19 protein-coding genes and 4 tRNA genes are annotated in these 22487 nt (G+C 55.5%); 16 read left to right on the forward strand and 7 right to left on the reverse strand.

The annotated features are described in order from the left end of the window. Positions 1-34 precede the first annotated feature (34 nt). A complete protein-coding gene (locus tag KUO20_RS00315) occupies positions 35-838 on the reverse strand; it encodes a TlpA disulfide reductase family protein (RefSeq protein ID WP_235040978.1) in 804 nt (267 codons plus the stop codon). Between the two features lie 77 nt (positions 839-915). Here KUO20_RS00315 and KUO20_RS00320 point away from each other — a divergent pair, with 77 nt between their 5' ends. The 3 genes from KUO20_RS00320 to KUO20_RS00330 all read left to right on the forward strand — a co-directional run bounded on the left by KUO20_RS00320 (position 916) and on the right by KUO20_RS00330 (position 4054). Then, entirely contained in the window at positions 916-1152 is a 237-nt protein-coding gene (locus KUO20_RS00320; protein WP_235040979.1) for a hypothetical protein, read from the forward strand. Next, a complete protein-coding gene (locus KUO20_RS00325; RefSeq protein ID WP_235040980.1) occupies positions 1145-2686 on the forward strand; it encodes a phospholipase D-like domain-containing protein in 1542 nt (513 codons plus the stop codon). The genes KUO20_RS00320 and KUO20_RS00325 overlap by 8 nt, the downstream gene beginning before the upstream one ends. Before the next feature lie 159 nt (positions 2687-2845). Beyond that, the gene (locus KUO20_RS00330; protein ID WP_235040981.1) at positions 2846-4054 is read left to right on the forward strand and encodes an ABC transporter substrate-binding protein; all 1209 of its coding nucleotides are present in this window, start codon (positions 2846-2848) and stop codon (positions 4052-4054) included. A 112-nt stretch (positions 4055-4166) separates the two neighbouring features. On the opposite strand, the gene KUO20_RS00335 is transcribed toward KUO20_RS00330, so the two are convergent. The 6 genes from KUO20_RS00335 to typA form a co-directional block, all read right to left on the reverse strand. Next, positions 4167-5492, reverse strand: a complete 1326-nt coding sequence (locus KUO20_RS00335; RefSeq protein WP_235040982.1) for a branched-chain amino acid ABC transporter permease — start codon at positions 5490-5492, stop codon at positions 4167-4169. Beyond that, complete coding sequence (locus KUO20_RS00340; protein ID WP_235040983.1) at positions 5492-6496, reverse strand: branched-chain amino acid ABC transporter permease; 1005 nt, start codon at positions 6494-6496, stop codon at positions 5492-5494. The genes KUO20_RS00335 and KUO20_RS00340 overlap by 1 nt, the downstream gene beginning before the upstream one ends. A gap of 16 nt (positions 6497-6512) precedes the next feature. Beyond that, on the reverse strand, positions 6513-7172 hold the full coding sequence (locus tag KUO20_RS00345; RefSeq protein ID WP_225734381.1) for an ABC transporter ATP-binding protein: 660 nt from the start codon (positions 7170-7172) through the stop codon (positions 6513-6515). Between the two features lie 181 nt (positions 7173-7353). After that, on the reverse strand, positions 7354-8124 hold the full coding sequence (locus KUO20_RS00350) for an ABC transporter ATP-binding protein (RefSeq protein WP_235040984.1): 771 nt from the start codon (positions 8122-8124) through the stop codon (positions 7354-7356). Positions 8125-8173: 49 nt separating this feature from the next. Continuing rightward, positions 8174-9619, reverse strand: coding sequence for a sodium-dependent transporter (locus KUO20_RS00355; protein ID WP_235040985.1), 1446 nt, complete (start codon positions 9617-9619; stop codon positions 8174-8176). Positions 9620-9893: 274 nt separating this feature from the next. Beyond that, positions 9894-11744 (reverse strand): translational GTPase TypA, encoded by a 1851-nt coding sequence (gene typA, locus KUO20_RS00360; protein WP_235040986.1) that lies wholly within the window; start codon positions 11742-11744, stop codon positions 9894-9896. A 234-nt stretch (positions 11745-11978) separates the two neighbouring features. Here typA and KUO20_RS00365 point away from each other — a divergent pair, with 234 nt between their 5' ends. From KUO20_RS00365 to rpoB, 13 genes are all read left to right on the forward strand, one after another. Beyond that, complete coding sequence (locus KUO20_RS00365) at positions 11979-12986, forward strand: biotin--[acetyl-CoA-carboxylase] ligase (protein WP_235040987.1); 1008 nt, start codon at positions 11979-11981, stop codon at positions 12984-12986. After that, positions 12983-13822 (forward strand): type III pantothenate kinase, encoded by an 840-nt coding sequence (locus KUO20_RS00370; protein WP_235040988.1) that lies wholly within the window; start codon positions 12983-12985, stop codon positions 13820-13822. The genes KUO20_RS00365 and KUO20_RS00370 overlap by 4 nt, the downstream gene beginning before the upstream one ends. A 131-nt stretch (positions 13823-13953) precedes the next feature. Then, a tRNA-Tyr gene (locus KUO20_RS00375) sits at positions 13954-14037 on the forward strand. 145 nt (positions 14038-14182) lie between these two features. After that, positions 14183-14256 (forward strand) — tRNA-Gly (locus KUO20_RS00380). 14 nt (positions 14257-14270) lie between these two features. After that, a tRNA-Thr gene (locus tag KUO20_RS00385) sits at positions 14271-14345 on the forward strand. Positions 14346-14508: 163 nt separating this feature from the next. Next, positions 14509-14584 (forward strand) — tRNA-Trp (locus KUO20_RS00390). Positions 14585-14655: 71 nt separating this feature from the next. Continuing rightward, positions 14656-15039 carry a preprotein translocase subunit SecE gene (gene secE, locus KUO20_RS00395; protein WP_235040989.1) on the forward strand — a complete coding sequence of 128 codons (384 nt, stop codon included), beginning with the start codon at positions 14656-14658 and terminating at the stop codon, positions 15037-15039. 8 nt (positions 15040-15047) lie between these two features. Further along, positions 15048-15581, forward strand: a complete 534-nt coding sequence (gene nusG, locus KUO20_RS00400) for a transcription termination/antitermination protein NusG (protein WP_096276548.1) — start codon at positions 15048-15050, stop codon at positions 15579-15581. A gap of 110 nt (positions 15582-15691) precedes the next feature. Further along, the gene (gene rplK, locus KUO20_RS00405; protein WP_235040990.1) at positions 15692-16123 is read left to right on the forward strand and encodes a 50S ribosomal protein L11; all 432 of its coding nucleotides are present in this window, start codon (positions 15692-15694) and stop codon (positions 16121-16123) included. 2 nt (positions 16124-16125) lie between these two features. Continuing rightward, positions 16126-16818: a 50S ribosomal protein L1 gene (rplA, locus tag KUO20_RS00410; protein ID WP_193063242.1), complete on the forward strand. Its 693-nt coding sequence runs from the start codon at positions 16126-16128 to the stop codon at positions 16816-16818. Between the two features lie 322 nt (positions 16819-17140). Next, positions 17141-17647 carry a 50S ribosomal protein L10 gene (gene rplJ, locus KUO20_RS00415; protein ID WP_096276544.1) on the forward strand — a complete coding sequence of 169 codons (507 nt, stop codon included), beginning with the start codon at positions 17141-17143 and terminating at the stop codon, positions 17645-17647. Positions 17648-17759: 112 nt separating this feature from the next. Beyond that, positions 17760-18128, forward strand: coding sequence for a 50S ribosomal protein L7/L12 (gene rplL, locus KUO20_RS00420; RefSeq protein ID WP_096276542.1), 369 nt, complete (start codon positions 17760-17762; stop codon positions 18126-18128). Between the two features lie 278 nt (positions 18129-18406). Further along, positions 18407-22483: a DNA-directed RNA polymerase subunit beta gene (gene rpoB / locus KUO20_RS00425; RefSeq protein WP_235040991.1), complete on the forward strand. Its 4077-nt coding sequence runs from the start codon at positions 18407-18409 to the stop codon at positions 22481-22483. Positions 22484-22487 lie beyond the last annotated feature (4 nt).

The raw sequence follows: 22487 nt of genomic DNA on the forward strand, positions 1-22487 counted from the left end.
CGCAAAGCAGCGGGGGGATTAAGGTGTATCGGTATCAATCTTCTAACCAGCGATCCAAATGGGCGCGGGTAAGTTCACCCACGTGAACATCCAGCGTATTGCCCTGGCGGTCGAACAGCACAGTGGTGGGTAGCCCCGGCGCTTCAAAAAGCGCCATTAATTGCTGGCTGGGATCGCGCAGCGCATAGCGAAAAGTAAGCTGCTGATCGTCCAGGTAGCGCACCGTGGGCAGCAGGTCTTCGCCCTGGTTGACGACGACGACGCTAATCCCCTCACGCTGTGCGGCGGCCTCAAGCAGCGGCATTTCGCGCCGACACGGTGGGCACCAGGTGGCCCATAAGTTGACGATAATGAGATCACCAGTTTCCGTCAGCGAGGGTAGATGCACGTCATTACCGTCCACATCTTCCAGGGTCATGTCCGGCAGGCGATCAACGGCAAAGTCATTGCCCAAAGGCCCAAGCATGACCAGCATCAGCCATAGACTAGATGCAGCGGCCAGCAGTGCCATCGCACCACCCATCGCCATTATCCGTGCGCGCAGGTTCCATGCGGTCCAAGCCAATCCTGCGGCGAGGCCCCAAAGGCCGTGATAACCCGGTTGCCAAACTTTTAGTATTTCAAGCGGTGCGTCGCTGTAGCTATCAAGATTGAGCAGTATGTGACCTGCGCGCGCGCCGATAAGCCAGGCAATAATCAGCCCGTAAAACCAGCGCTGATGGGCCTGGCGTGAAAGTCCTAATAACCATCCGGTGCACAGCAAAAGCAGCAGTGCACAGCCGATGGCATAAAGACGAGGCAGCGAAATTAACAGTGGCCCAAGAGCAATGGCGTTCATGAGTTTCCAATTAAGTTTTCCGTGAAGCAGGTACACTAGCAGACGATACCCTGCGAGCAGAACATTACGGAGACGTTATGCCCCCACCCGCTTTTGATCGGCTGCGCGCGTTAGCGATCGGCTCCCAAGCGATTGGCTTGATCTTGATTATTACCCTGGAAACCGTCATGGGGGACGCTGCCCGTCCCTGGCAGGGCGGTGTGCTCGTCGCTATGCTTGTTACAGCGTCAGCAATCGCGCTGATGCGCCTTTATCGACGTAATCAAGCTCGCAAACGTTGGGCTCAGCGCCTAAAGGATCATGACGATGCCTAGCGCTTGGCGCTGGTCTCAATGGTTCTGCTTATTGTGGCTGTGCAGCCTGCTGGCAGGCTGCACGCACGCGGTGGTGCGCGAACATCATAGCGCGCTTTCCTTAGCCGACGCGCGGGATACTTGGCTCGGCACGCGAGCGCATCAGGCGCTGGCGGAGCAAACAGAGCCCGATGGTTTTGCGTTACTGGCCAATGGTCAGCAAGCGTTTGCCGCCCGGGTCGGATTGATTCGTCAAGCACAGCGCGAGTTAGACATTCAAACCTACCTGCTGGGCGATGGACAAACCACGCGCTTGATTTTATCGCAATTGCTTGAGGCGGCTGAAGAGGGTGTTCGCGTGCGGCTGCTGGTCGATGATATCGGCGCGGTTGGGCAAGGTGAACGCCTAGCGGCACTATCAAGCCACCCAGGGATTCACGTGCGCGTTTATAACCCGCTGCCGGTAGGACGTGGGCATATGCTCACGCGGGTATTGGCGTCCGTTGTGAACCCCGCGCAGCAGCATCGGCGTATGCATAACAAGCTGTGGGTGGCCGATAACAGCGTCGCTATTGTGGGTGGGCGTAACCTAGGCGACGAGTATTTTGATGCCAACGACTCGCGCAATTTTGCTGATTTAGACTTTGCGACCATTGGCGCCGTCGTGCCCGAGCTTTCGCGCAGTTTTGATGTGTATTGGAATCACGGCTTGGCGCAGCCGATTGAGCGCTATCACGCGGTCAATAGCGGTGCTTGGCAAGCGCTTAAAGCCGAGCTTGCGACGTGGTTAGATGATAATGCCGACTCGGAATACTTTAATGAGCTGCGCCACCGGTCGCGTAATGCTCCGCCTTGGGAGACGTTGCACTGGGGAGAAGGGCTGGCTATGTGGGACTCTCCGGGCAAGCTGTCGTCCGCGACACCTGACTGGTCTGACACTCTGCTTGGTGAGTTAACCGAGGCCACCGAACTTAGCCAGCGGCTGGTGATTATTTCGGCCTACTTTGTGCCCACCGAGCCCGGCGTTAAACGCTTAATCGAGCTGGCAGACCGCGGCGTGAGCGTTGAGATTATTACCAATTCACTGGAGTCCACGGATGCCGCCGTGGTGCACGGCGCCTATGCGCCCTGGCGTAAAACGCTGCTAGCGCACGGTGTCCGGCTGTACGAGCTGCGACCAGAGCAAGAAGCTGGCAGCGACGATGGTATGCGCGTGCCCGGCGCCTCTGCCTCAGCGCTGCATATCAAGGCGCTAAGCTTTGACGATCAGCTGTTCGTAGGGTCGTTTAACGCTGACCCGCGGTCTATCTATTGGAATACCGAGCTTGGCGTGCTGGTGCGTAGCGAGTCGTTAATGCAGGCATTTAACGAGCTGGTGGCCGTAGGGCAAGCGCCGTCGTTAAGCTACCGAGTTGATCTGACGCCGGACGGTGAGCTGAGCTGGCGCCTTGAGCGCGAGGGTGAAATGGAGATTTTAACCGCTGAGCCCGGCAACGCTTGGCGTCATTTCAACGCATGGTTAAGCCATACGCTCAAGCTGGAGCGCTGGCTGTAGTGTGTTTGCCGCTGGCTGTAGTTTGTTTGTCAAAGTAGCGTTAGAAACCGGCGCTTGTATTTTTGGCGTTCCAGTTCCAAATTAATAGCAGCCCCGCATATGAGCAGTGGGGCGCATTAAAAAAACAGGCAGGTTTTTTCACTGGGAGCGACAAACAATATGATCAATAAGCGCGTATTAGCCACCGCTGTGGCGGCCTCTTCGCTGGCAATGGCCGGACTCGCTCAGGCCGAGGTGAAAGTTGGCTTTTTGGGCGGCTTCACAGGCGGTATTGAAAGCTTAACGCCACCGATTTTTGCCGGCGCGCAGCTGGCCGTTCAGCAAGTGAATGAGCAGGGCGGCATTTTAGACGGCCAAACGTTAGTAATGCCGTCTGGCGACACCACCTGCTCCGATGCGTCGGCTGCCTCTAATGCCGCCGACCGTATGGTCAATTCTGAGAACGTTACCGCTATTGTCGGGGCGCTATGTACCGGTGCCACGATTGCCGCGGCTAATAACGCTGCCGTTCCTGGCGACGTGCTGATGGTCTCGCCAGCCTCAACGGCACCGGCAGTCACTGAGCTTGATGACAATGACTTAGTCTTCCGGACAGTTCCCTCGGATGCTTTCCAAGGTGAGATGCTCGCCAAGCTATTGCTCGACAAAGGCATCGATGCGGTCGCCGTCACCTATGTCAATAACGACTACGGCCAGGGTCTGTCGGATGCCTTTGGCACGGCCTTTGAAGCCGGCGGCGGTGAAGTGGCTGAAAACCTTGCCCACGAAGATAATCGCGCGGACTACCGCTCTGAGCTGGGTTCGCTCTCGGCCAGTGGGGTTGAGACGCTGGTAGTGCTGGCCTATGCCGATACCTCGGGTCAAACGGTGCTGCGTCAAGCCTATGAAAGCGGCATGTTTACCCAATACGTGGGCGCTGACGGCATGGTGGGCGACAGCCTAATTGAGGCCATTGGCGCTGACGTGCTTGATGGCATGATCGCTACTCGCCCCGGTAGCCCCGACCTGCCCGGTACGGATCTCTTTATTGAAGCGGCGCAGGCTGCAGAGTTAGACCCGAGCGCGGTGTTTGCCGCCCAGGCCTATGACGCCGCGTTCCTGGTGGCATTGGCCATTGAGCAAAATGGCAGCGCTGATCGCGAAGGGCTTTCTGAAGCGCTGCGCAGTGTTTCCAGCGCACCGGGTGAGGTCATTCTGCCCGGCGAGTGGGGAAAAGCGGTTGAGCTGATTGCGGCAGGTACTGACATCAACTACGAAGGCGCCTCCGGCTCCCATGAGTTCGACGACAACGGCGATGTACCCGGCGTAGTCGTTGAAATGGTGGTTGAAGATGGCACCTTTACCAGTAAAGGGCTGGTTGATCTTTAAGCGCACAGTGCCCGTAGTGTGACCACAGGGGCAGTGCCAAACGATCGGTGCTACATGTAGAAATACCCGGCTGAAGCAGCCGGGTATTTTTTTAGCTCAACATTGGCAAGGCTTAGCTGTGGTTCTTGATCTTTTCCGGCAGCAGGCCTTTGGGCGCAAAGCGCAGCACCATCGTGATCAGCAGGCCAATCACCAGTACGCGTGCCTGTAGGGCGCGGCTATCCATATTGCTGGGTGCATCCCAGCCGAAGACGCCCTCACCGAAAGCAACCGCAAGCTGCATCAAAAACAGCGCGAGCGGCTCGGACATAATCCAGATGATGTACACCGCCACGGCACCGAAAATAGTGCCCAGGTTATTGCCCGGCCCGCCAAGAATCACCATGACCAGTACCAGGAAGGTATGATTGAGTGGCAGGTAGCCTTGGGGGTCAAAAAGGCTGTTAAAGGTGCCCAGCATGCCGCCACCTAAACCCATTAGCACGCACCCCAGTACAAAGATTTCTAAGCGGCGCTTATTGATATCTTTGCCCATCGCGGCGGCGGAGACTTCGTTATCGCGAATCGCCCGGATCATGCGCCCCCAAGGGGCATGATAGGCGCGATGAAGAAGAAAGAAGATGGCGGCAATCACTACCGCGGTAAACGAAAGATAAATGGCCCGAGAGAGCGTGAAGCCTAGCTCAGCTGGCCCCGGCGTCGGCCAGGGCAATGGGGATACCGTCGCGGTGCCGCGCGTGAGCCAGTCCGAGTTTTTCAGAAACGCTTTAATGATCTCGGCAATGCCTAGCGTGGCGATGGCAAGGTAGTCGCTGCGTAAGCCTAGGCATATATGGCCGATAAAGTAGCCCACGCCGCCGGCTAATGCGCCGCCAACGATCCAGCCGGTCCAGGCGGGCAGGCCAAAGCCGCCCACAAATCCTGCCCGCGATTGAATTTCACCGGTGACCTCGCGCAGCAGGCTGATCACCACCATATAAAGCACGAGTGCCAAGACAACGGCGATCAATGTACGCAGCTTCTTAGGCACGCCCAGGCGGTCAAGTTTGGTGGCTGCGACGACCAGAAGCGTGGCAGCGATGCCATAGAGCAATACGCGCCCTAGCTCGCCCGGCAGCTCGGTTCCCCAGAAGGCATCGTTCACCGGTACGCTGAACAGCATCGCGCAAAAACCGCCGAGCGCGACAAAGCCCATGACCCCGGCGTTGAACTGGCCGGCGTAGCCCCACTGAATAGTGAGCCCAAGGGCGAGAATGGCGTAGCAGGCAGCTTCCACTAACATTCGCGTGCTGTAGGCGGCGCCCATGGTGGCGTACACCGCTAACACGGCGATTAACAGCACCCCGAACAGAATGAGTTCGCGCAGCGGGAAACGCCGCTCCTGAGTGGCGTCTTTAGGGGTATAGGCAGGGTTGCGCGTTTTGGCTGAATTGCTCATTAGATCACCTTGCCCTTAAAGAGTCCGGTGGGACGCCATACCAAAATGGCCACGAGAATGAAAAACGGCACCACGATTTTGTATTCTGTGCCTACAAAGGCCAGGTTCGACGGTAGCTCCAGCCAGGTCGGCAGGCTGTCGCGGAAAGGGCGCAGCAGTACGTTCCAGTTAAACACCGCTAGGGTTTCTGCAAACCCCACCACAAAGCCCCCGGCAATTGCGCCATAAGGATGGCCCACGCCGCCCACAATGGCCGCAGCAAAAATAGGCAGCAGCAAAAAAAAGCTTAGGTCGGGCTTAAAGGTCACGTCGAGAGACAGCAGGGTGCCGGCAATCGCGGCCAGCGCCCCTGCAATCATCCACGTCACGGTCACAATGGTATTGGTATTAATTCCCGATGCCTGGGCAAGCTCAGGGTTGTCCGACATCGCTCGCATCGCCTTGCCAAGTCGTGAGCGGTGAAGAAAGAGATGCAGTGTGACCACGGCAACCAGCGTCAGCACAAACAGATAGATTTGCGGTTCGGTAATCACGATGGGCGCCCGGGCGCCTTCAAAGGGCAGGGCGAGGCGGAAGATTTCTTTACGGTCATCCACATACAGGCTTTGTCCGCTGGTGCCGGCAAATAACCGGATAAGTCCCTGCAGGATGAGCGTGACGCCCAGCGAGCCAATAACCAGCACGATAGGCTTTACCCCATGGGCACGCAGTGGTTTGTAGAACGCTTTGTCGATGCCTACCGCTAATACGGCGGTCAGCAGCATGGCCAGTGGTAGCATTAAGATCGCGGTGGGAACGCCAATGCTTGCACCTGCGGCTGGAAACAGGGTGGTAAGCAGTAGCACCATGAAGGCGCCGAAGGTCATCATGTCGGCATGGGCAAAATGGGCAAAGCGCATAATGCTGAATATCAGCGTAACGCCGACGGCACCTATGGCATAGATGGAGCCGCTCACGCTGCCCGCAATCACCACATTATTAATAAAAAAAGCCAGTTCGTTCACGTGTTTCTCCCTGAGGCTAGCCGCCCAAAAAGCTTTTAGCGACGTCCGGATCAGCCAGCAGTGCGGCCCCTGTGTCGGTAAAGCGGTTTTGGCCCGCGGCTAGCACAAAGCCTTTATCGGCAATCGCCAACGCCTGTTTGGCATTCTGTTCCACCATCAAAATGCCAACGCCTGCGGCATTGATCTGTTTGACGCGGTCGAAAATTTCATTCATGTACAGCGGTGAAAGCCCGGCGGTGGGCTCATCGAGTAACAGCAGGCTAGGTTCGGCCATGAGCGCACGTCCCATCGCGACCATTTGGCGCTGACCGCCAGAAAGCTCGCCCGCGGGCTGGCGGCGTTTCTCATAAAGCGGCGGGAAGAACTCATATACCTGCGCGAGCATTCGCTTGACGTTTTGCGGCTTTAAAAATGCGCCCATCTCCAGGTTTTCTTGCACCGATAGGCTAGGAAAAATATTTTTCTCCTGAGGCACAAAGCCCATCCCTCGCTGCACCAGCTGGTTGGGCGGCAAGTTGTGAATCGGCTGGCCGAGGAGCAGGATCTCGCCCTGATTGACATGCAAAAGGCCAAAAATTGCCTTGAGCATGGTGGATTTACCTGCCCCGTTAGGGCCGACGATAACGCCAATTTCATCCGCGGCCAGCGTCATGTTTACCCCGTTAAGGATATTCATGCTGCCGTAGCCGCCGTGCACATCGCGTGCGTCGATTAATGGCCGGTGTGCCGTTTCAATGGTTGAAGCCCCGTCTGTTGCAGGGCCGATGTTTGCAGGCATAGTGTAAGGCGTCTCTGCTAGGTCACTTACAGGAAGCGACATCATTGTAATCATTGGGTGTGGCTAGATTAGGTCACGCTCAGGCGGCATCGGTGCCAAAGTACGCTTCGATGACTTCAGGGTTAGTCTGAATATCGCTAATGTGGCCTTCCACCATGACGCTGCCTTGAGCCAGCACAATGACCGGGTCACACAATCGGGCAATCATCTCCATGTCGTGCTCAATGACTAAAAAGGTGTAGCCCATCTCACGATTCAAACGCTCAATATTGCCTATTAAATCGCCCAGCAGCGTACGGTTTACCCCGGCGGCGATCTCATCTAAGAGCACGACTTTGGCATCGCTCATCATGGTGCGGCCTAGCTCAAGCAGCTTTTTCTGCCCGCCCGACAAATTACCCGCCAGCTCGTTACGCACGTGATGAAGGCCAACGAAGTCGATGACCTCCAGCGCGCGGCGGCGCACCTCGGCTTCTTCGCGGCGCACCGTGGCAGGCCGTAACCACGCGCTAAACAAGTCCTCACCGGCCTGTTTGGGCGGCACCATCATCAGGTTTTCCAGTGCGCTCATCTGGCTAAACTCATGGGCAATCTGAAAGGTGCGCAGCAATCCTTTATGAAACCGCTGGTCGGCGCTGAGCGCGGTTATATCCTCACCATCAAGCAGCACACGACCGCTGTCGGGCGATAGTGAGCCGGCAATCAGATTAAACAGCGTCGATTTGCCCGCGCCATTGGGGCCAATCATGCCGGTAATAGAGCCTTTCTCTACTTGAATAGAGCAGTCGTTAATCACTTGTAAGCCGCCGAACGCTTTGTTGACTCGCTGTACTTCAATAAGAGGGGTCATGGTGTCTCCACGCGATGCAGGCGGCTAAGAAGCCGCCTGCGCATTGTTATTAAGTTGTTTGTCGTGGTTTTTTGAGCCACCGCTGGCTGGCAGCAAAGGCGCCAACGATCAGCAGCGCGCCAAAGGTGGGGATAAGATAGCCATTCACCTGGGGAATCGTGCGTAAAAACACAAAGGCGACCGCAGCGGGCGCAACAAAGCGCACGAGGAACCGCCAGCATTTAAACCAAGTGACGTTGGTGCCCAATTCTTTCATGACTTCGCTTTGGGTCAGCGCCCAACCCGCAAACAGGGCAATCATCAGGCCCCCGACGGGCATAAAGATATTGGTCAGCAGCTCAATGAAATCAAACGCAGTGCGCCCAAAGAGAAGGTGGAAAATCGTACCCTTGGCCCACACGTTAAAGCTCACGACGGTTAATAGCCCCATCGCCCAGGCGGCGGTGGCCATAATAGCGACCGCCTGCGGGCGGGTCATATCAAAGCGCTCCACCAGAAAGGCCGCCACCGGCTCAATAAGCGAAATGGACGAGCTGATCGCAGCGCCAAGCACCAATATAAAGAACACGCCGCCCACCAGCGCCCCCAGCGGCATGTTGGAGAACGCTAACGGTAAGGTAACAAACATAAGCCCAGGGCCTTGTCCTGTTTCCAGGCCTGCGCCAAATACCAGCGCGAAAATAGCTAAGCCGGCCACCATCGCCACGGCGGTATCAACAATGGCCACGGCAAAGGCCGTGCGGGTCAGCGAGACGTTGCTGGGCATATAGGCGCCATAGGCCATGATCGCCCCCATCCCTAGGCTCAGGGTGAAGAATGATTGCCCCATTGCCTGAAGCCAGCCCTCTAAGCTGAGGTCGGCAAGATTGAAGGTGAACAAGAACGTTGCGGCGGCGCCCACGTCACCATTGATCACGCTGTAGGCCAGCACTACCAGCAGAATCACAAACAGCGCGGGCATCATGATGCGTAGCCCGGCTTCGATGCCGTTATGAATGCCCATGCCGACGATAAGCGCCGAGGCGGCAATAAATATAGTGTGGTAGAGCGTCATCAGGCCCGGTGCCGCCAGCAGCGCGTCAAAGCCTTGGCTAATCGTTTGCGCGTCGGCCCCGACGAGTGAGCCGGTGAGCATCAGCCAGGTGTAGTGAATCGCCCAGCCGGCAATCACGGAGTAGAAGCTTAAAATTAAAAAGGCAGAGACCGCGCCCAGCCAGCCAATCGATTCCCAGGCGCGGGAAGTGCGGTGGGTTTTAGTGAGGTGGCGCATACCCATAATTGGGCTTTGGCGGCTGGTGCGCCCAAGCATGATTTCGGCAATCAGAATAGGAATACCGACCGCAAAAATCGTCAGCGCGTAAACCAGAATAAAAGCGCCGCCGCCGTTTTCACCGACCAGATAAGGAAAGCGCCATAGATTGCCCAGGCCGACGGCAGAGCCAACGGCGGCCAGAAGAAACGTGCCTTTGTGCGTCCAGACGTTATGACCGCTCATGGGTAAGAGTGTCCAGGTTTGGGTGCAAGAACGGGGATAAGTATCCAAACACCTGTATGAATATCGATAGGCCAGCGTGCCGTGGACGCGCCGAAGCTAACGTTACTGTGCGATAGAATGCGCCGTCTTTCCAGAGCACTAGCGTTTAGGTTGCGTTAAGGGGAGTGGCTTGGCAATTGGCTAGCGGTTAATGAAACCTTGAAAAGCGCGGCGTACAGGCACAAAAAAGCCCGCTTGCGCGGGCTTTCATGGCTTACCTATACGACTAATAGGCTTACTTTTTGCTGTAACGCTTGCGCTCGGTTTCTTTCAGCAGCTTTTTACGCAACCGAATGTGTACCGGCGTTACTTCGACTAGCTCGTCGGAATCAAGGAACTCGATCGCCTGCTCCAATGAGAACTTCACCGGCGGCGTTAACACGATGTTCTCGTCGTTACCGGTAGAGCGCATGTTGTCGAGCTTCTTACCTTTAGTGGGGTTAACCACCATGTCGTTAGCGCGGTTGTTGATACCAATCAGCATGCCTTCGTAAACTTCCGTGGCGTGATCGATAATCAGCTTGCCGCGCTCTTGTAGTGCAAACAGCGCGTAGGCAAGGGCTTTACCGTCGACCATCGAGACCAGCACACCGTTACGACGCTCGATAGAGGCATCAGGCTTTAACTGACCGTAATGATCAAAGCGGCTAGTCAAGATGCCGGTGCCCGACGTGAGCGTCAAAAACTGGCCGCGGAAACCGATCAAGCCACGCGCAGGAATAATAAAGTCGAGACGCACTCGTCCTTTACCATCGGGCAGCATGTTGGTCATCTCGCCTTTACGATAGCCCAGCTCTTCCATGATTGAGCCCTGATGCTGCTCTTCACAGTCGATGATGACTTCTTCGTACGGCTCTTGCTTCTCGCCGTCGATTTCTTTGATGATAACTTCTGGGCGGCCAACGGCCAGCTCAAAGCCTTCACGACGCATGGTTTCGATCAGCACCGAAAGGTGCAGCTCGCCACGGCCCGACACTTTGAATTTCTCAGGGGTTTCGCCCTGTTCAACGCGCAGTGCTACGTTGTGAATCAGCTCTTGCTCAAGGCGATCCTTGATATTACGGCTGGTCACAAACTTACCGTCTTTACCCGCAAACGGTGAATCGTTGACCTGGAAGGTCATCGAAACGGTCGGTTCGTCAACAGACAGCGGCGGCAGTGCCTGGACATTCGCAGGATCACACAGGGTGTCAGAAATCGACAGATCATCGATGCCGGTGATGCAAACGATGTCGCCTGCGGTGGCTTCGTTGGTCTGCACACGCTCAAGACCCATGTGCGTCATGACCTGGCCGATTTTGCCCTTGCGTACGTTGCCGTCAACGCCGATCACTGAGATCTGCTGATTCGGCTTTACCGCGCCGCGCTTGATGCGGCCCAGGCCGATAACGCCTACGTAGCTGTTGTAATCCAGTGCAGAGATCTGCATCTGGAAGGGGCCATTAAGCTCAACTTGAGGCGGCTCAACGATATCGACGATGGCTTGGAACATGGGGTCCATGTTGTCAGCCAGCGCGTCAGGATCCATACCGGCAATGCCGTTTAGGGCAGAGCAGTAGATGATCGGGAAGTCGAGCTGTTCGTCGGATGCGCCCAGGTTGTCGAAAAGATCGAAAATCTGGTCGATAACCCAGTCAGGACGAGCGCCGGGGCGGTCAATTTTATTGACGACCACGATCGGCCGAAGGCCCTGGGCGAACGCCTTTTGAGTTACAAAGCGAGTCTGCGGCATCGGACCATCGACGGCGTCTACTAATAGTAGTACCGAGTCGACCATCGACATAACGCGCTCAACTTCACCGCCGAAATCGGCGTGCCCAGGCGTATCCACGATGTTGATGTGGTAGTCATTACCGTGGCTATCTTGCCACTGGATGGCCGTATTCTTGGCCAAAATAGTAATGCCGCGCTCTTTTTCCTGATCGCTTGAGTCCATGACGCGTTCTTGACCTTCCGCTTTGCGGTCAAGAGTGCCGGACTGGCTCAGGAGTTTGTCGACCAGTGTCGTTTTGCCGTGGTCAACGTGGGCAATGATCGCTACGTTGCGCAGGTTATTAACCGCGCTGGAATTTTGCTGGTTTTGCATGCTGGGAGAGAACTCTTGTGAACACCCGTTTGTCCACGGGTCGGAAAATGCGGGTCGCAAGGGCTGGCAAATGCCGACCATCTTGGCTCAGGGCTTGCGTCCAACGATTATTCTACCATGTTGAAGGCGTCGCTGATATTACTGGCGCACTTATCGACCTTAGTCGCCCCCAGGAAAGTTTTCGGACGGCGGCTCCATCCGCTAGAATAGCGCTTTTCCCACTGGGGCAGGAGCATGACCATCGGTAATCTGATGCGTTTATTAAGCGATGGCGAGGTTCATTCTGGCGAGCAGCTGGGTGAAACGCTGGGTATTTCTCGTGCTGCGGTGTGGAAGCAGTTAAAAAAATTAGAAGTGCTGGGCGTCGATATTATCGCAGTAAAAGGCCGCGGCTATCGACTCTCGCAGCGGCTGGAGCCCTTAGAGGGCGCCAAAATTGTTGAGCGGCTGCCTGCGCAGGCGCGTCATCACCTGACGCGGCTGTTTGTTGAAGACCAGCTACCCTCCAGCAATGAGTATCTGCGCACGCGCTTTGAGCAGGGTGCTGGGCATGGCGAGGTGTGCTTGGTTGAACTGCAAACCGCCGGGCGCGGCCGGCGTGGGCGCGTTTGGTCGACGCCCTGGGGGCAAAGTCTCATGCTTTCGCTAGGCTGGCGGTTTGAATCTGGTGTTGCGGTGCTGGAAGGGCTGAGTCTGGCGGTAGGCGTGGTCGTGGCCCAGGTGCTTGAGCAGCACGGCGTAGCGCCGAAGTTGAAATGGCCGAACGATATTCTGCTCTCTGAGCAGGCGGACGCGGGCGATGCTACCTCGCACAGTGAGCTTGGCAAGCTGGCCGGTATTCTTATCGAAGTCACGGGCGATGCTGGCGGCCCGTGTGAGGTAGTGATCGGCATGGGCATGAATCTATGGCTACCGGCGGCCCAGCGTGCCGCGATTGATCAGCCCGTAGCGGCGCTTTTCGAGCGCCTGCCCGATATCTCGCGTAACCAGCTGGCCTCTGATGTGGTAGCGGGTTTATTGTCCATGCTGGCTGATTTTGAGCGCGTCGGCTTTAGCGCTTGGCGCGATGGCTGGAATGATCGCCATGCCTATGCGGGGCTGCCCGTTCGCGTTATTCAAGGACAGCAAATCAGTGATGCCGTCGCCGGGGACGTGGATGAGAGTGGTAATCTATGGGTTACTGAAAATGGTCACTCTCGACGCCTGGCTGGCGGTGAGATCAGCGTGCGTAGGCGTTTATGATTCTGGATCTTGATATCGGCAATACGCTGTCTAAATGGCGGCTGAAGGATGCCGAGAGTAGCGAGATACGTTCGCGCGGAGCGGTTTGGACGCGTGAGGAGTGGCGTCCCGGGGCCGATATCCCCGATCTTGATGTCGTCGAGGCGGTGCGTATTTCCAGCGTGGCACGAGCGGCGGTGTTAGAAGAGACGGTCGCGTTATTGCGTCGCCGCGTTCGTCATGTGCATGTCGCCCACTCTACGTATGAAGCGCTGGGCGTCATTAATGGCTATGAAGAGCCGGGGCGCTTGGGCGTCGATCGCTGGATGGGGGCGCTGGCCGGCTATCAGCTGGCCGGTGGCTGCTGCGCGGTCGACTGCGGCAGCGCGATTACTATCGACTTTGTACTGCCAGGCGGCAGCCACCTCGGTGGCTATATTATTCCCGGCCTGCGGCTGATGAAAGAAAGTTTAAAGCTGGGCACTCGCAACGTGGCGATTGATCCGGAAAGCGAGGCCGATGAGCTGCTAGAGCCGGGCCGGCGGACGGTTGACGCTGTGAATCACGGTATCTATATGGCGGCGGTCAGTGCGATCAACCGCATTTATAGCGAAGTGTGCGACCAGGAAGGCATTGCGCTGCCGATGCTGCTAACCGGTGGCGATGCGCGGGTAGTATCGCGGGGCGTGCAGGTGCCGCATGCGGTATGGCCCGATATGGTTTACGGCGGATTAGAAGCCTGTTTTCCGATGACCTTGGCTGAACGAGCGGGGAAAATGTCCGGTGCGCCGCGAGTGCCTGAACCCGTTTCGCTAGAAAAGATTCGCGCAGGACTTGCATTCTCAATGCTGCTTTGACAGAATGCAGCGCGCTCTAGGGCGTGTCACAGGCGCACTGCTTTGCTAATAGCGATGCAGTAAGCTTTGATAAATAAGTGGTTATCTGGCTTGACACTGTGATAGAGGTTGGCATAATGTGCCGCCACGTTGGAGAGATTCCCGAGTGGCCAAAGGGAGCAGACTGTAAATCTGCCGCGTAAGCTTCGAAGGTTCGAATCCTTCTCTCTCCACCAGAATTATATGTTATTGACTGTTTTCGATGAGATTACTTTCGATAATATAGAATGAAAAGCCGGTAGCGGGCACGGTTTACAGCCTAGAATTACCAAGCTGTAAATTGGCAGAGCGGCGCAGCGGGTTGTCATTCAAGACAGGTTCGCGGGCGTAGTTCAAAGGTAGAACCTCAGCCTTCCAAGCTGATGGTGCGGGTTCGATTCCCGCCGCCCGCTCCAGTTTTATGTGTTTCGCTCATGTAGCTCAGGGGTAGAGCACACCCTTGGTAAGGGTGAGGTCGACGGTTCAATTCCGTCCATGAGCTCCATATTGCGAAGAAAGCGAGCCAAGCTCGCTTTTTTTGTCTCTGCAGTTAGGCGAAGATTGGTGCCTGAGTGCAGGGTAGGGGTTGCCAGGAGTGGTTTTCTCCGCTACCATGGCGCCCGCTGTTGTCTAGGCGTTTTGTAAAGCGCTTGTGCAGCAGACGATACAGGCCAGTGGCTCAATTGGCAGAGCAGCGGTCTCCAAAACCGCAGGTTGGGGGTTCGAGTCCCTCCTGGCCTGCCAACCTTCCCCAGGTTGGCATGTTATTTTCCAGAATTCCTTTACTGTAGCTGCACCCTAAGGAGTCTCGTTTTATGAAGCCTGGTTCTGTAAAGCACGGTACCGAGGTGCAACAGGCGCGCCATGACGGGCTCAAGTGGGCAGCGGTTATAGCGCTGCTTGTCGTTGCTGTCGTTGGTAATACCTATTTCGCCGATATTGGCCTGCTCTACCGCGTCATTGGCGTAGTTGTGTTGTGTGCGATTGCGGGTTTGATCGCGCTGGCCACTACCAAAGGTCGTGATTTAGTAGAGCTAGCCGTTAGCGCCAAGAAAGAGATTCAGCGCGTTGTATGGCCGACCCGTCCTGAAACCATTCAGACCACAGCCATTGTGCTTGTTGCTGTCGTGGTGGTGGGGCTTATGTTGTGGTTGATCGACACTCTTCTTGGCTGGGCGATGTCCGGCGTCATTGGTTAGGAGTTTTCATGTCCAAACGTTGGTACGTCGTTCACGCATATTCTGGGTTTGAAAAGCATGTCATGCGCTCACTGATTGAGCGTGTGAAGATGTATGGCATGGAAGATCGCTTTGGCGAAATTCTAGTGCCGACAGAAGAAGTCGTCGAAATGCGTGACGGTAAGCGACGCAAGAGTGAGCGTAAATTCTATCCCGGCTATGTATTGGTCGAGATGGAAATGGCCGACGAAACATGGCACCTGGTTAATGAAACTCCGCGCGTCATGGGCTTCATTGGCGGTACCAAAGAAAAGCCGGCGGCTATTACCTCTCGCGAAGCGGATGCTATTTTGCTGCGCGTTAAAGATGGTACTGACAAGCCGCGGCCCAAAACAATGTTTGAGCCGGGTCAGTCAGTGCGTGTTGTCGACGGTCCGTTTGCCGATTTCAACGGCGTCGTTGAAGAAGTTAATTATGAAAAGAGTCGCCTGCAGGTCAGCGTGCTGATCTTTGGGCGCTCTACGCCTGTTGAGTTAGAGTTTTCTCAGGTTGAAAAAGAGTAAGTTCGCAGGTTGAGAAAGAGTAAGCACGATATTCGTGCGAGGCGGCTTAATAGTCGGCTCGCTGGTACCGGGGAGCCTTCGGGCGTTATTACCCAATTGGAGTAAAAACGATGGCCAAGAAAGTACAGGCTTACATCAAACTGCAGGTTGCTGCAGGTAAAGCCAATCCAAGTCCGCCGGTAGGCCCAGCACTGGGTCAGCACGGCGTGAACATCATGGAATTCTGTAAAGCGTTCAACGCCGCGACTCAAGAAATTGAGCCGGGCCTGCCGACGCCAGTCGTGATCACTGTCTACTCAGACCGTAGCTTCACGTTCGTCACCAAAACACCGCCTGCTGCCGTGCTGCTGAAAAAAGCCGCTGGTATCAAGTCGGGTTCCGGTGAGCCGAACAAGAAGAAAGTCGGTACCGTTACGCGTGAGCAGCTTGAAGAGATCGCCAAGACTAAAGAGCCTGATTTAACAGCTTCTAATCTCGACGCCGCAGTGCGCACCATTGCTGGCAGTGCTCGCAGCATGGGCCTAAACGTGGAGGGTCTCTGATCATGGCTAAACTGTCTAAGCGTGCGAAGGTAATTCGCGAGAAAGTAGACACCAATAAAGCTTACTCTATTGAAGAAGCCGTAGCGCTGCTTTCTGAGCTGTCTACCGTTAAATTCAAAGAGTCTGTTGATGTTGCCATCAACCTAGGCGTTGACCCGCGTAAATCTGACCAGGTAGTGCGTGGCGCTACGGTTATGCCTAACGGCACTGGTAAAGATGTGCGTGTAGCGGTCTTTACTCAGGGTGCCAATGCCGAAGCCGCTAAAGAAGCCGGCGCCGACATTGTGGGCATGGAAGATTTAGCTGAGCAAGTGAAAAAAGGCGTGATGGATTTTGACGTCGTTATCGCTTCTCCTGACGCAATGCGCGTTGTGGGTCAGCTGGGTCAAATCTTAGGCCCGCGTGGCCTGATGCCTAACCCTAAAGTTGGCACCGTGACGCCTGACGTCGCAACAGCGGTTAAGAATGCTAAAGCTGGTCAGGTGCGTTTCCGTACCGACAAAAACGGCATCATCCACACTACCCTGGGTAAAGTGGATTTTGACGTAGCAGCGATTAACGGTAACTTGGAAGCACTGGTTGCCGACCTTAAGCGCCTCAAGCCGAGCGCGTCTAAAGGCATTTACTTCAAAAAAATGACGCTGTCCACTACTATGGGCCCGGGTCTAACAATCGATCACTCTGCTTTCGCGTAAAGCAGGCGGTCATTGGTTTTTTGAAAGAATAGAGCAAGAACTTTGCGGTCCCCCGTTTGGTGACTACCACTGGCCGGGGCATCGTCAAAGACCGCAGGTGCCGCACTTAGTACGTACAGCTTGTACGCACAAGGGCGGCTTAATTGCCCCATAAGCGCCTGCGCAGATGGTGTGGCCGCCAGTTGGTTAAAGCTTTAAGCAGCTTTCTGGTGAGCACCATCCCTAAGGCTTCTCACGCTGTTTAGCCGTATGGCAAGCCAGCGTGGGGAGAGATGGTAACCACCGGAACCTTCTTGGGTTCCGGCACGAAGGAGTGATCACTGTGCCACTAGCACTTGAAGGCAAGAAAGCGATTGTTGCCGAGGTCAGTGAAGCGGCCAAGGGCGCACTCTCCGTCGTAGTTGCTGATTCTCGCGGCGTCACGGTTGGTAAAATGACCGATCTGCGTAAGCAGGCGCGTGAGAACGGTGTAGAGCTTCGTGTTGTTCGTAACACGTTGGCTCGCCGCGCACTCGAGGGCACTCAGTGGGAGTGCTTAAACGATAGCTTCGTTGGTCCTACGTTGTTGGCCTTCTCTACTGAACACCCGGGCGCTGCCGCTCGACTGTTCAAAGAGTTTGCTAAAGTAGACAAAAACTTCGAAGTGAAAGCGCTGGCCTACGAAGGTGAGCTGATTCCGGCTGCTGACATCGATCGTCTAGCAACCCTACCGACTTACGACGAAGCAATTGCCAAGTTGATGTCGGTAATGAAAGAAGCCTCCGCTGGCAAGCTGGTTCGTACTCTGGCCGCCCTGCGCGATCAGAAGCAAGAAGCAGAAGCTGCATAAGCAGCGTTTCTTGCAGGCAGCGTGAACTGTTTTATCAGCGTGCTGCCTGAGCCAAGCAATGAATCCTGAGTTCTCGGCTGACCGAGACTCCCGCAAAGTTAGGAATGAGACAATGGCACTGACCAAAGACGATATCATCAATGCAGTAGCCGACATGTCCGTAATGGAAGTTGTCGAGCTGATCGAAGCAATGGAAGAGAAATTCGGCGTTTCTGCAGCGGCTGCCGTTATGGCTGGTCCTGCTGCTGGCGGAGAAGTTGCTGAAGAACAGACTGAGTTTGACGTTGTTCTGACCTCTGCTGGTGAGAAGAAAGTTAACGTGATCAAAGCCGTTCGTGAGATCACCGGTCTTGGCTTGAAAGAAGCTAAAGGCGCTGTTGATGGCGCTCCTGCGACCATCAAAGAAGGCCTGTCTAAAGACGACGCTGAAGCTGCTAAAGCTAAGCTGGAAGAAGCGGGCGCCACCGTCGAGCTCAAGTAATTTTTGTGCGGACGGCTTTGCGCGCTGCGTAAGCTTCCACGGCTGGCGGCGGGATATCCCGCTGCCGGCCTTTTTCTGTTGTAACTGATGTTTAATAGCAGCAGCGACAGAAATGTAAGAACGTTATTGAATATAGTGTTATCGACTACAGTGTTATCGAACTAGATTTTCGACGGCGAGCTACCGATTTAGGAGCTTGCTGTCTGCGTCTGACGAAGCCCGCCGGGCAGCGATGACCACGCATCGGTCACCCATGGTGAACAAGCTGGGGAATACAGATGGCTTACTCATATACTGAGAAAAAACGCATCCGCAAGGATTTCGGCAAACTGCCCCAAGTGATGGATGTGCCTTACTTGTTGGCTATCCAGCTTGATTCCTATTACGACTTCCTCCAGCAAGATCGTTCGCCCGACGAGCGTCACGAAGTCGGCCTGAACGCGGCGTTTAAGTCCGTGTTTCCGATTGAGAGCTTTTCCGGCAATGCGGCGCTTGAGTATGTCAGCTACCGTTTCGGCACGCCGGCGTTCGATGTAAAGGAATGCCAGCTACGCGGCGTCACTTACTCCGCTCCGCTGCGCGTCAAGGTTCGCTTGATCATCTATGATCGCGACTCTTCGAACAAAGCAATCAAAGATATTAAAGAGCAGGAAGTCTACATGGGGGAAATCCCCCTGATGACCGAGAACGGTACCTTTGTTATCAACGGTACTGAGCGGGTTATCGTTTCCCAGCTCCACCGCTCGCCCGGTGTGTTCTTCGATCACGACAAAGGTAAGAGCCACTCTTCCGGCAAACTGCTCTACTCAGCCCGCGTTATTCCTTACCGTGGCTCCTGGTTAGACTTTGAGTTTGATCCCAAAGACAACGTCTTTGTGCGTATTGACCGTCGCCGTAAACTACCGGCTTCGGTACTGATGCGTGCGTTGGGAATGAACACCGAAGAGATTCTTGCTGAATTCTTTGAAACCAGCGTCTTCCACATTGAGAAATCAGGTTTCTCTGTGGAGCTGGTGCCGTCGCGTCTACGCGGTGAAACCGCTACGTTTGACATCAAAGATACCGCCGGTGAGACGATTGTTGAAGAAGGTCGCCGGATTACCCAGAAGCACATTCGTCAGCTTGAAAAAGCCGGCCTTGAGCGCCTGGACGTGCCGATGGAGTATCTCTTTGGTAAAACGCTAGCCAAAGACCAAATCGACACTAAAACCGGTGAGCTGATCTGCCCGTGTAACACCGAGATCACCCCGGAAGTGTTGGAGCGTATGGCTCAGGGCGGCATTGCGCTGATTGAGACCCTGTACACCAACGATCTAGACTGCGGTTCTTTCGTTTCCGATACCCTGAAGCTGGATGCTACTAACTCCGCGCTTGAAGCATTGGTCGAAATTTATCGCATGATGCGTCCCGGCGAGCCGCCTACTAAAGAGTCTGCCGAGACGCTGTTCAACAACTTGTTCTTCTCTGAGGACCGCTACGACCTGTCGGGCGTTGGCCGCATGAAGTTCAACCGTCGCCTGCGTCGTGAGACTGACACAGGATCCGGCGTACTGGATCGTAAAGACATTCTTGACGTGCTGCGCGAGCTGATCAGTATTCGTAACGGCTTCGGTAACGTTGACGATATCGATCACCTGGGTAACCGCCGTATTCGCTGTGTAGGCGAAATGGCTGAAAACCAGTTCCGCGTTGGCTTAGTGCGCGTAGAGCGCGCCGTTAAAGAGCGTCTTTCCATGGCGGAAAGCGAAGGCCTGATGCCCCAAGACTTGATCAACGCCAAGCCCGTAGCGGCGGCGGTGAAAGAGTTCTTCGGTTCCAGCCAGCTTTCGCAGTTTATGGACCAAAACAACCCGCTTTCTGAGGTTACCCACAAGCGTCGTGTGTCCGCACTCGGCCCCGGTGGTCTGACCCGTGAGCGCGCTGGTTTTGAGGTGCGTGACGTACACGCCACGCACTACGGGCGTCTATGCCCAATCGAAACGCCAGAAGGCCCGAACATCGGCCTGATTAACTCCTTGGCGACGTATAGCCACACCAACAGCTACGGCTTCCTAGAAACGCCGTACCGGAAAGTGGTTGATCGCCAGCTGACTGACGACATCGTTCACCTTTCGGCGATCGAAGAGGGCGATTTCGTTATCGCTCAGGCGTCGGCAGCGGTCGATGAGTCTAACAAGCTGACCGATGACCTGGTGCAGGTGCGTCACCGCGGTGAAACCACCTTTATGCGTCCCGAGCAGGTCACCCTGATGGACGTATCACCTCGTCAGGTAGTTTCGGTCGCTGCGGCATTGATTCCGTTCCTGGAGCACGATGACGCCAACCGTGCCTTGATGGGTTCTAACATGCAGCGTCAGGCGGTACCGACACTGCGTGCTGATAAACCGCTCGTGGGTACCGGCATGGAGCGCTTTGTTGCTCGTGACTCCGGTGTCTGTGCGGTCGCGAACCGTGGCGGTGTGATTGACTCCGTTGACGCTCGTCGCGTGGTCGTACGTGTCAATGAAGATGAAATCATCGGCGGTGAAGCCGGCGTTGATATCTACAACCTGACCAAGTACACCCGCTCGAACCAAAACACCTGTATGAACCAGCGCCCTATCGTGCGTCCTGGTGACAGCGTGGCGCGTGGCGATATTCTTGCCGACGGCCCGTCAGTGGATATGGGCGATTTGGCGCTTGGCCAGAACATGCGCATCGCGTTCATGCCTTGGAACGGTTACAACTTCGAAGACTCCATCCTGCTTTCTGAGCGAGTGGTTCAAGAAGACCGTTTCACCACGATTCACATTCAGGAACTGACCTGCGTGTCTCGCGACACCAAGTTGGGCTCGGAAGAAATCACCGCCGATATTCCTAACGTAGGCGAATCCGCGCTCTCCAAACTGGATGAAGCCGGCGTCGTTTACATCGGTGCAGAAGTAGGCCCCGGCGACATTCTGGTCGGTAAGGTAACGCCGAAGGGTGAAACCCAGCTGACGCCAGAAGAGAAGCTGCTGCGTGCCATCTTCGGTGAGAAAGCGTCTGACGTTAAAGATACCTCGCTGCGTGCCCCTACCGGCATGAAAGGGACGGTCATTGATGTCCAGGTCTTCACTCGTGATGGCGTAGAGAAAGATTCGCGCGCGCTGACCATTGAGCGGATGCAGCTTGATGAGGTTCGTAAGGACCTTCAAGAAACATACCGTATTGCCGAAGAAGCGACGTTTGAGCGTCTTCAACGCACCTTGGAAGGCCAAGCGGTTAACGGCGGCCCGAATCTTAAGAAAGGCGATGTGCTTGACGATGCCTATCTTGAAGAGTTGCCGCGTCAGCAGTGGTTCAAACTGCGTATGCAGGATGAGTCGTTTAACGAGCTGCTTGCCCAAGCCGACGAACAGCTAGAAAACCGTCGTAAAGAAATGGACGAACGCTTTGAAGATAAGAAGCGCAAGTTAACCCAGGGCGATGACCTCGCGCCGGGCGTACTGAAAATCGTCAAAGTCTATATGGCCGTCAAACGTCGCATTCAGCCAGGCGACAAGATGGCCGGTCGTCACGGTAACAAAGGTGTTATCTCGGCGATTATGCCGATCGAAGATATGCCGTTCGATGAGAAGGGCGAGCCGGTCGACGTGGTGCTTAACCCGCTGGGCGTACCGTCACGTATGAACGTGGGTCAGATTCTTGAAACCCACCTAGGTATGGCGGCACGTGGTTTAGGCGTCAAGATTGAAGCCATGCTGCGCGATGCACGCGGTCAACAAGTTGCCGAGATTCGCGACTTCTTGGGTCAGATCTACAACACGCCAGGTACTCGCGTTGAAGATCTCGATTCGCTGACCGACGATGAAATCATCGCGTTAGCGAAGAACCTGAAAGGCGGTGTGCCTATGGCAACGCCGGTGTTTGACGGTGCTAAAGAGCACGAAATCAAGCATCTGCTGAAACTGGCGGACATTCCTGAGTCGGGTCAGATGGCCCTGTTTGATGGCCGTACCGGTGACGTCTTTGATCGTCCGGTTACCGTCGGCTACATGTACATGTTGAAGCTTAACCACTTGGTAGACGACAAGATGCACGCGCGTTCTACCGGTTCTTACTCGCTGGTTACCCAGCAGCCCTTGGGTGGTAAGGCGCAGTTCGGTGGTCAGCGCTTCGGTGAGATGGAAGTGTGGGCGTTGGAAGCTTACGGCGCGGCATACACGCTACAAGAAATGCTCACCGTCAAATCGGACGACGTCGAAGGCCGCACCAAGATGTATAAAAACATCGTGGATGGCGACCACACCATGCAGGCAGGCATGCCGGAATCCTTCAACGTACTCGTGAAGGAAATCCGCTCGCTGGGCATCGATATCGAGTTAGAGAGCTAGGAGC

This window comes from Vreelandella profundi, from assembly GCF_019722725.1.
Taxonomy (GTDB): Bacteria; Pseudomonadota; Gammaproteobacteria; order Pseudomonadales; family Halomonadaceae; genus Vreelandella; species Vreelandella profundi.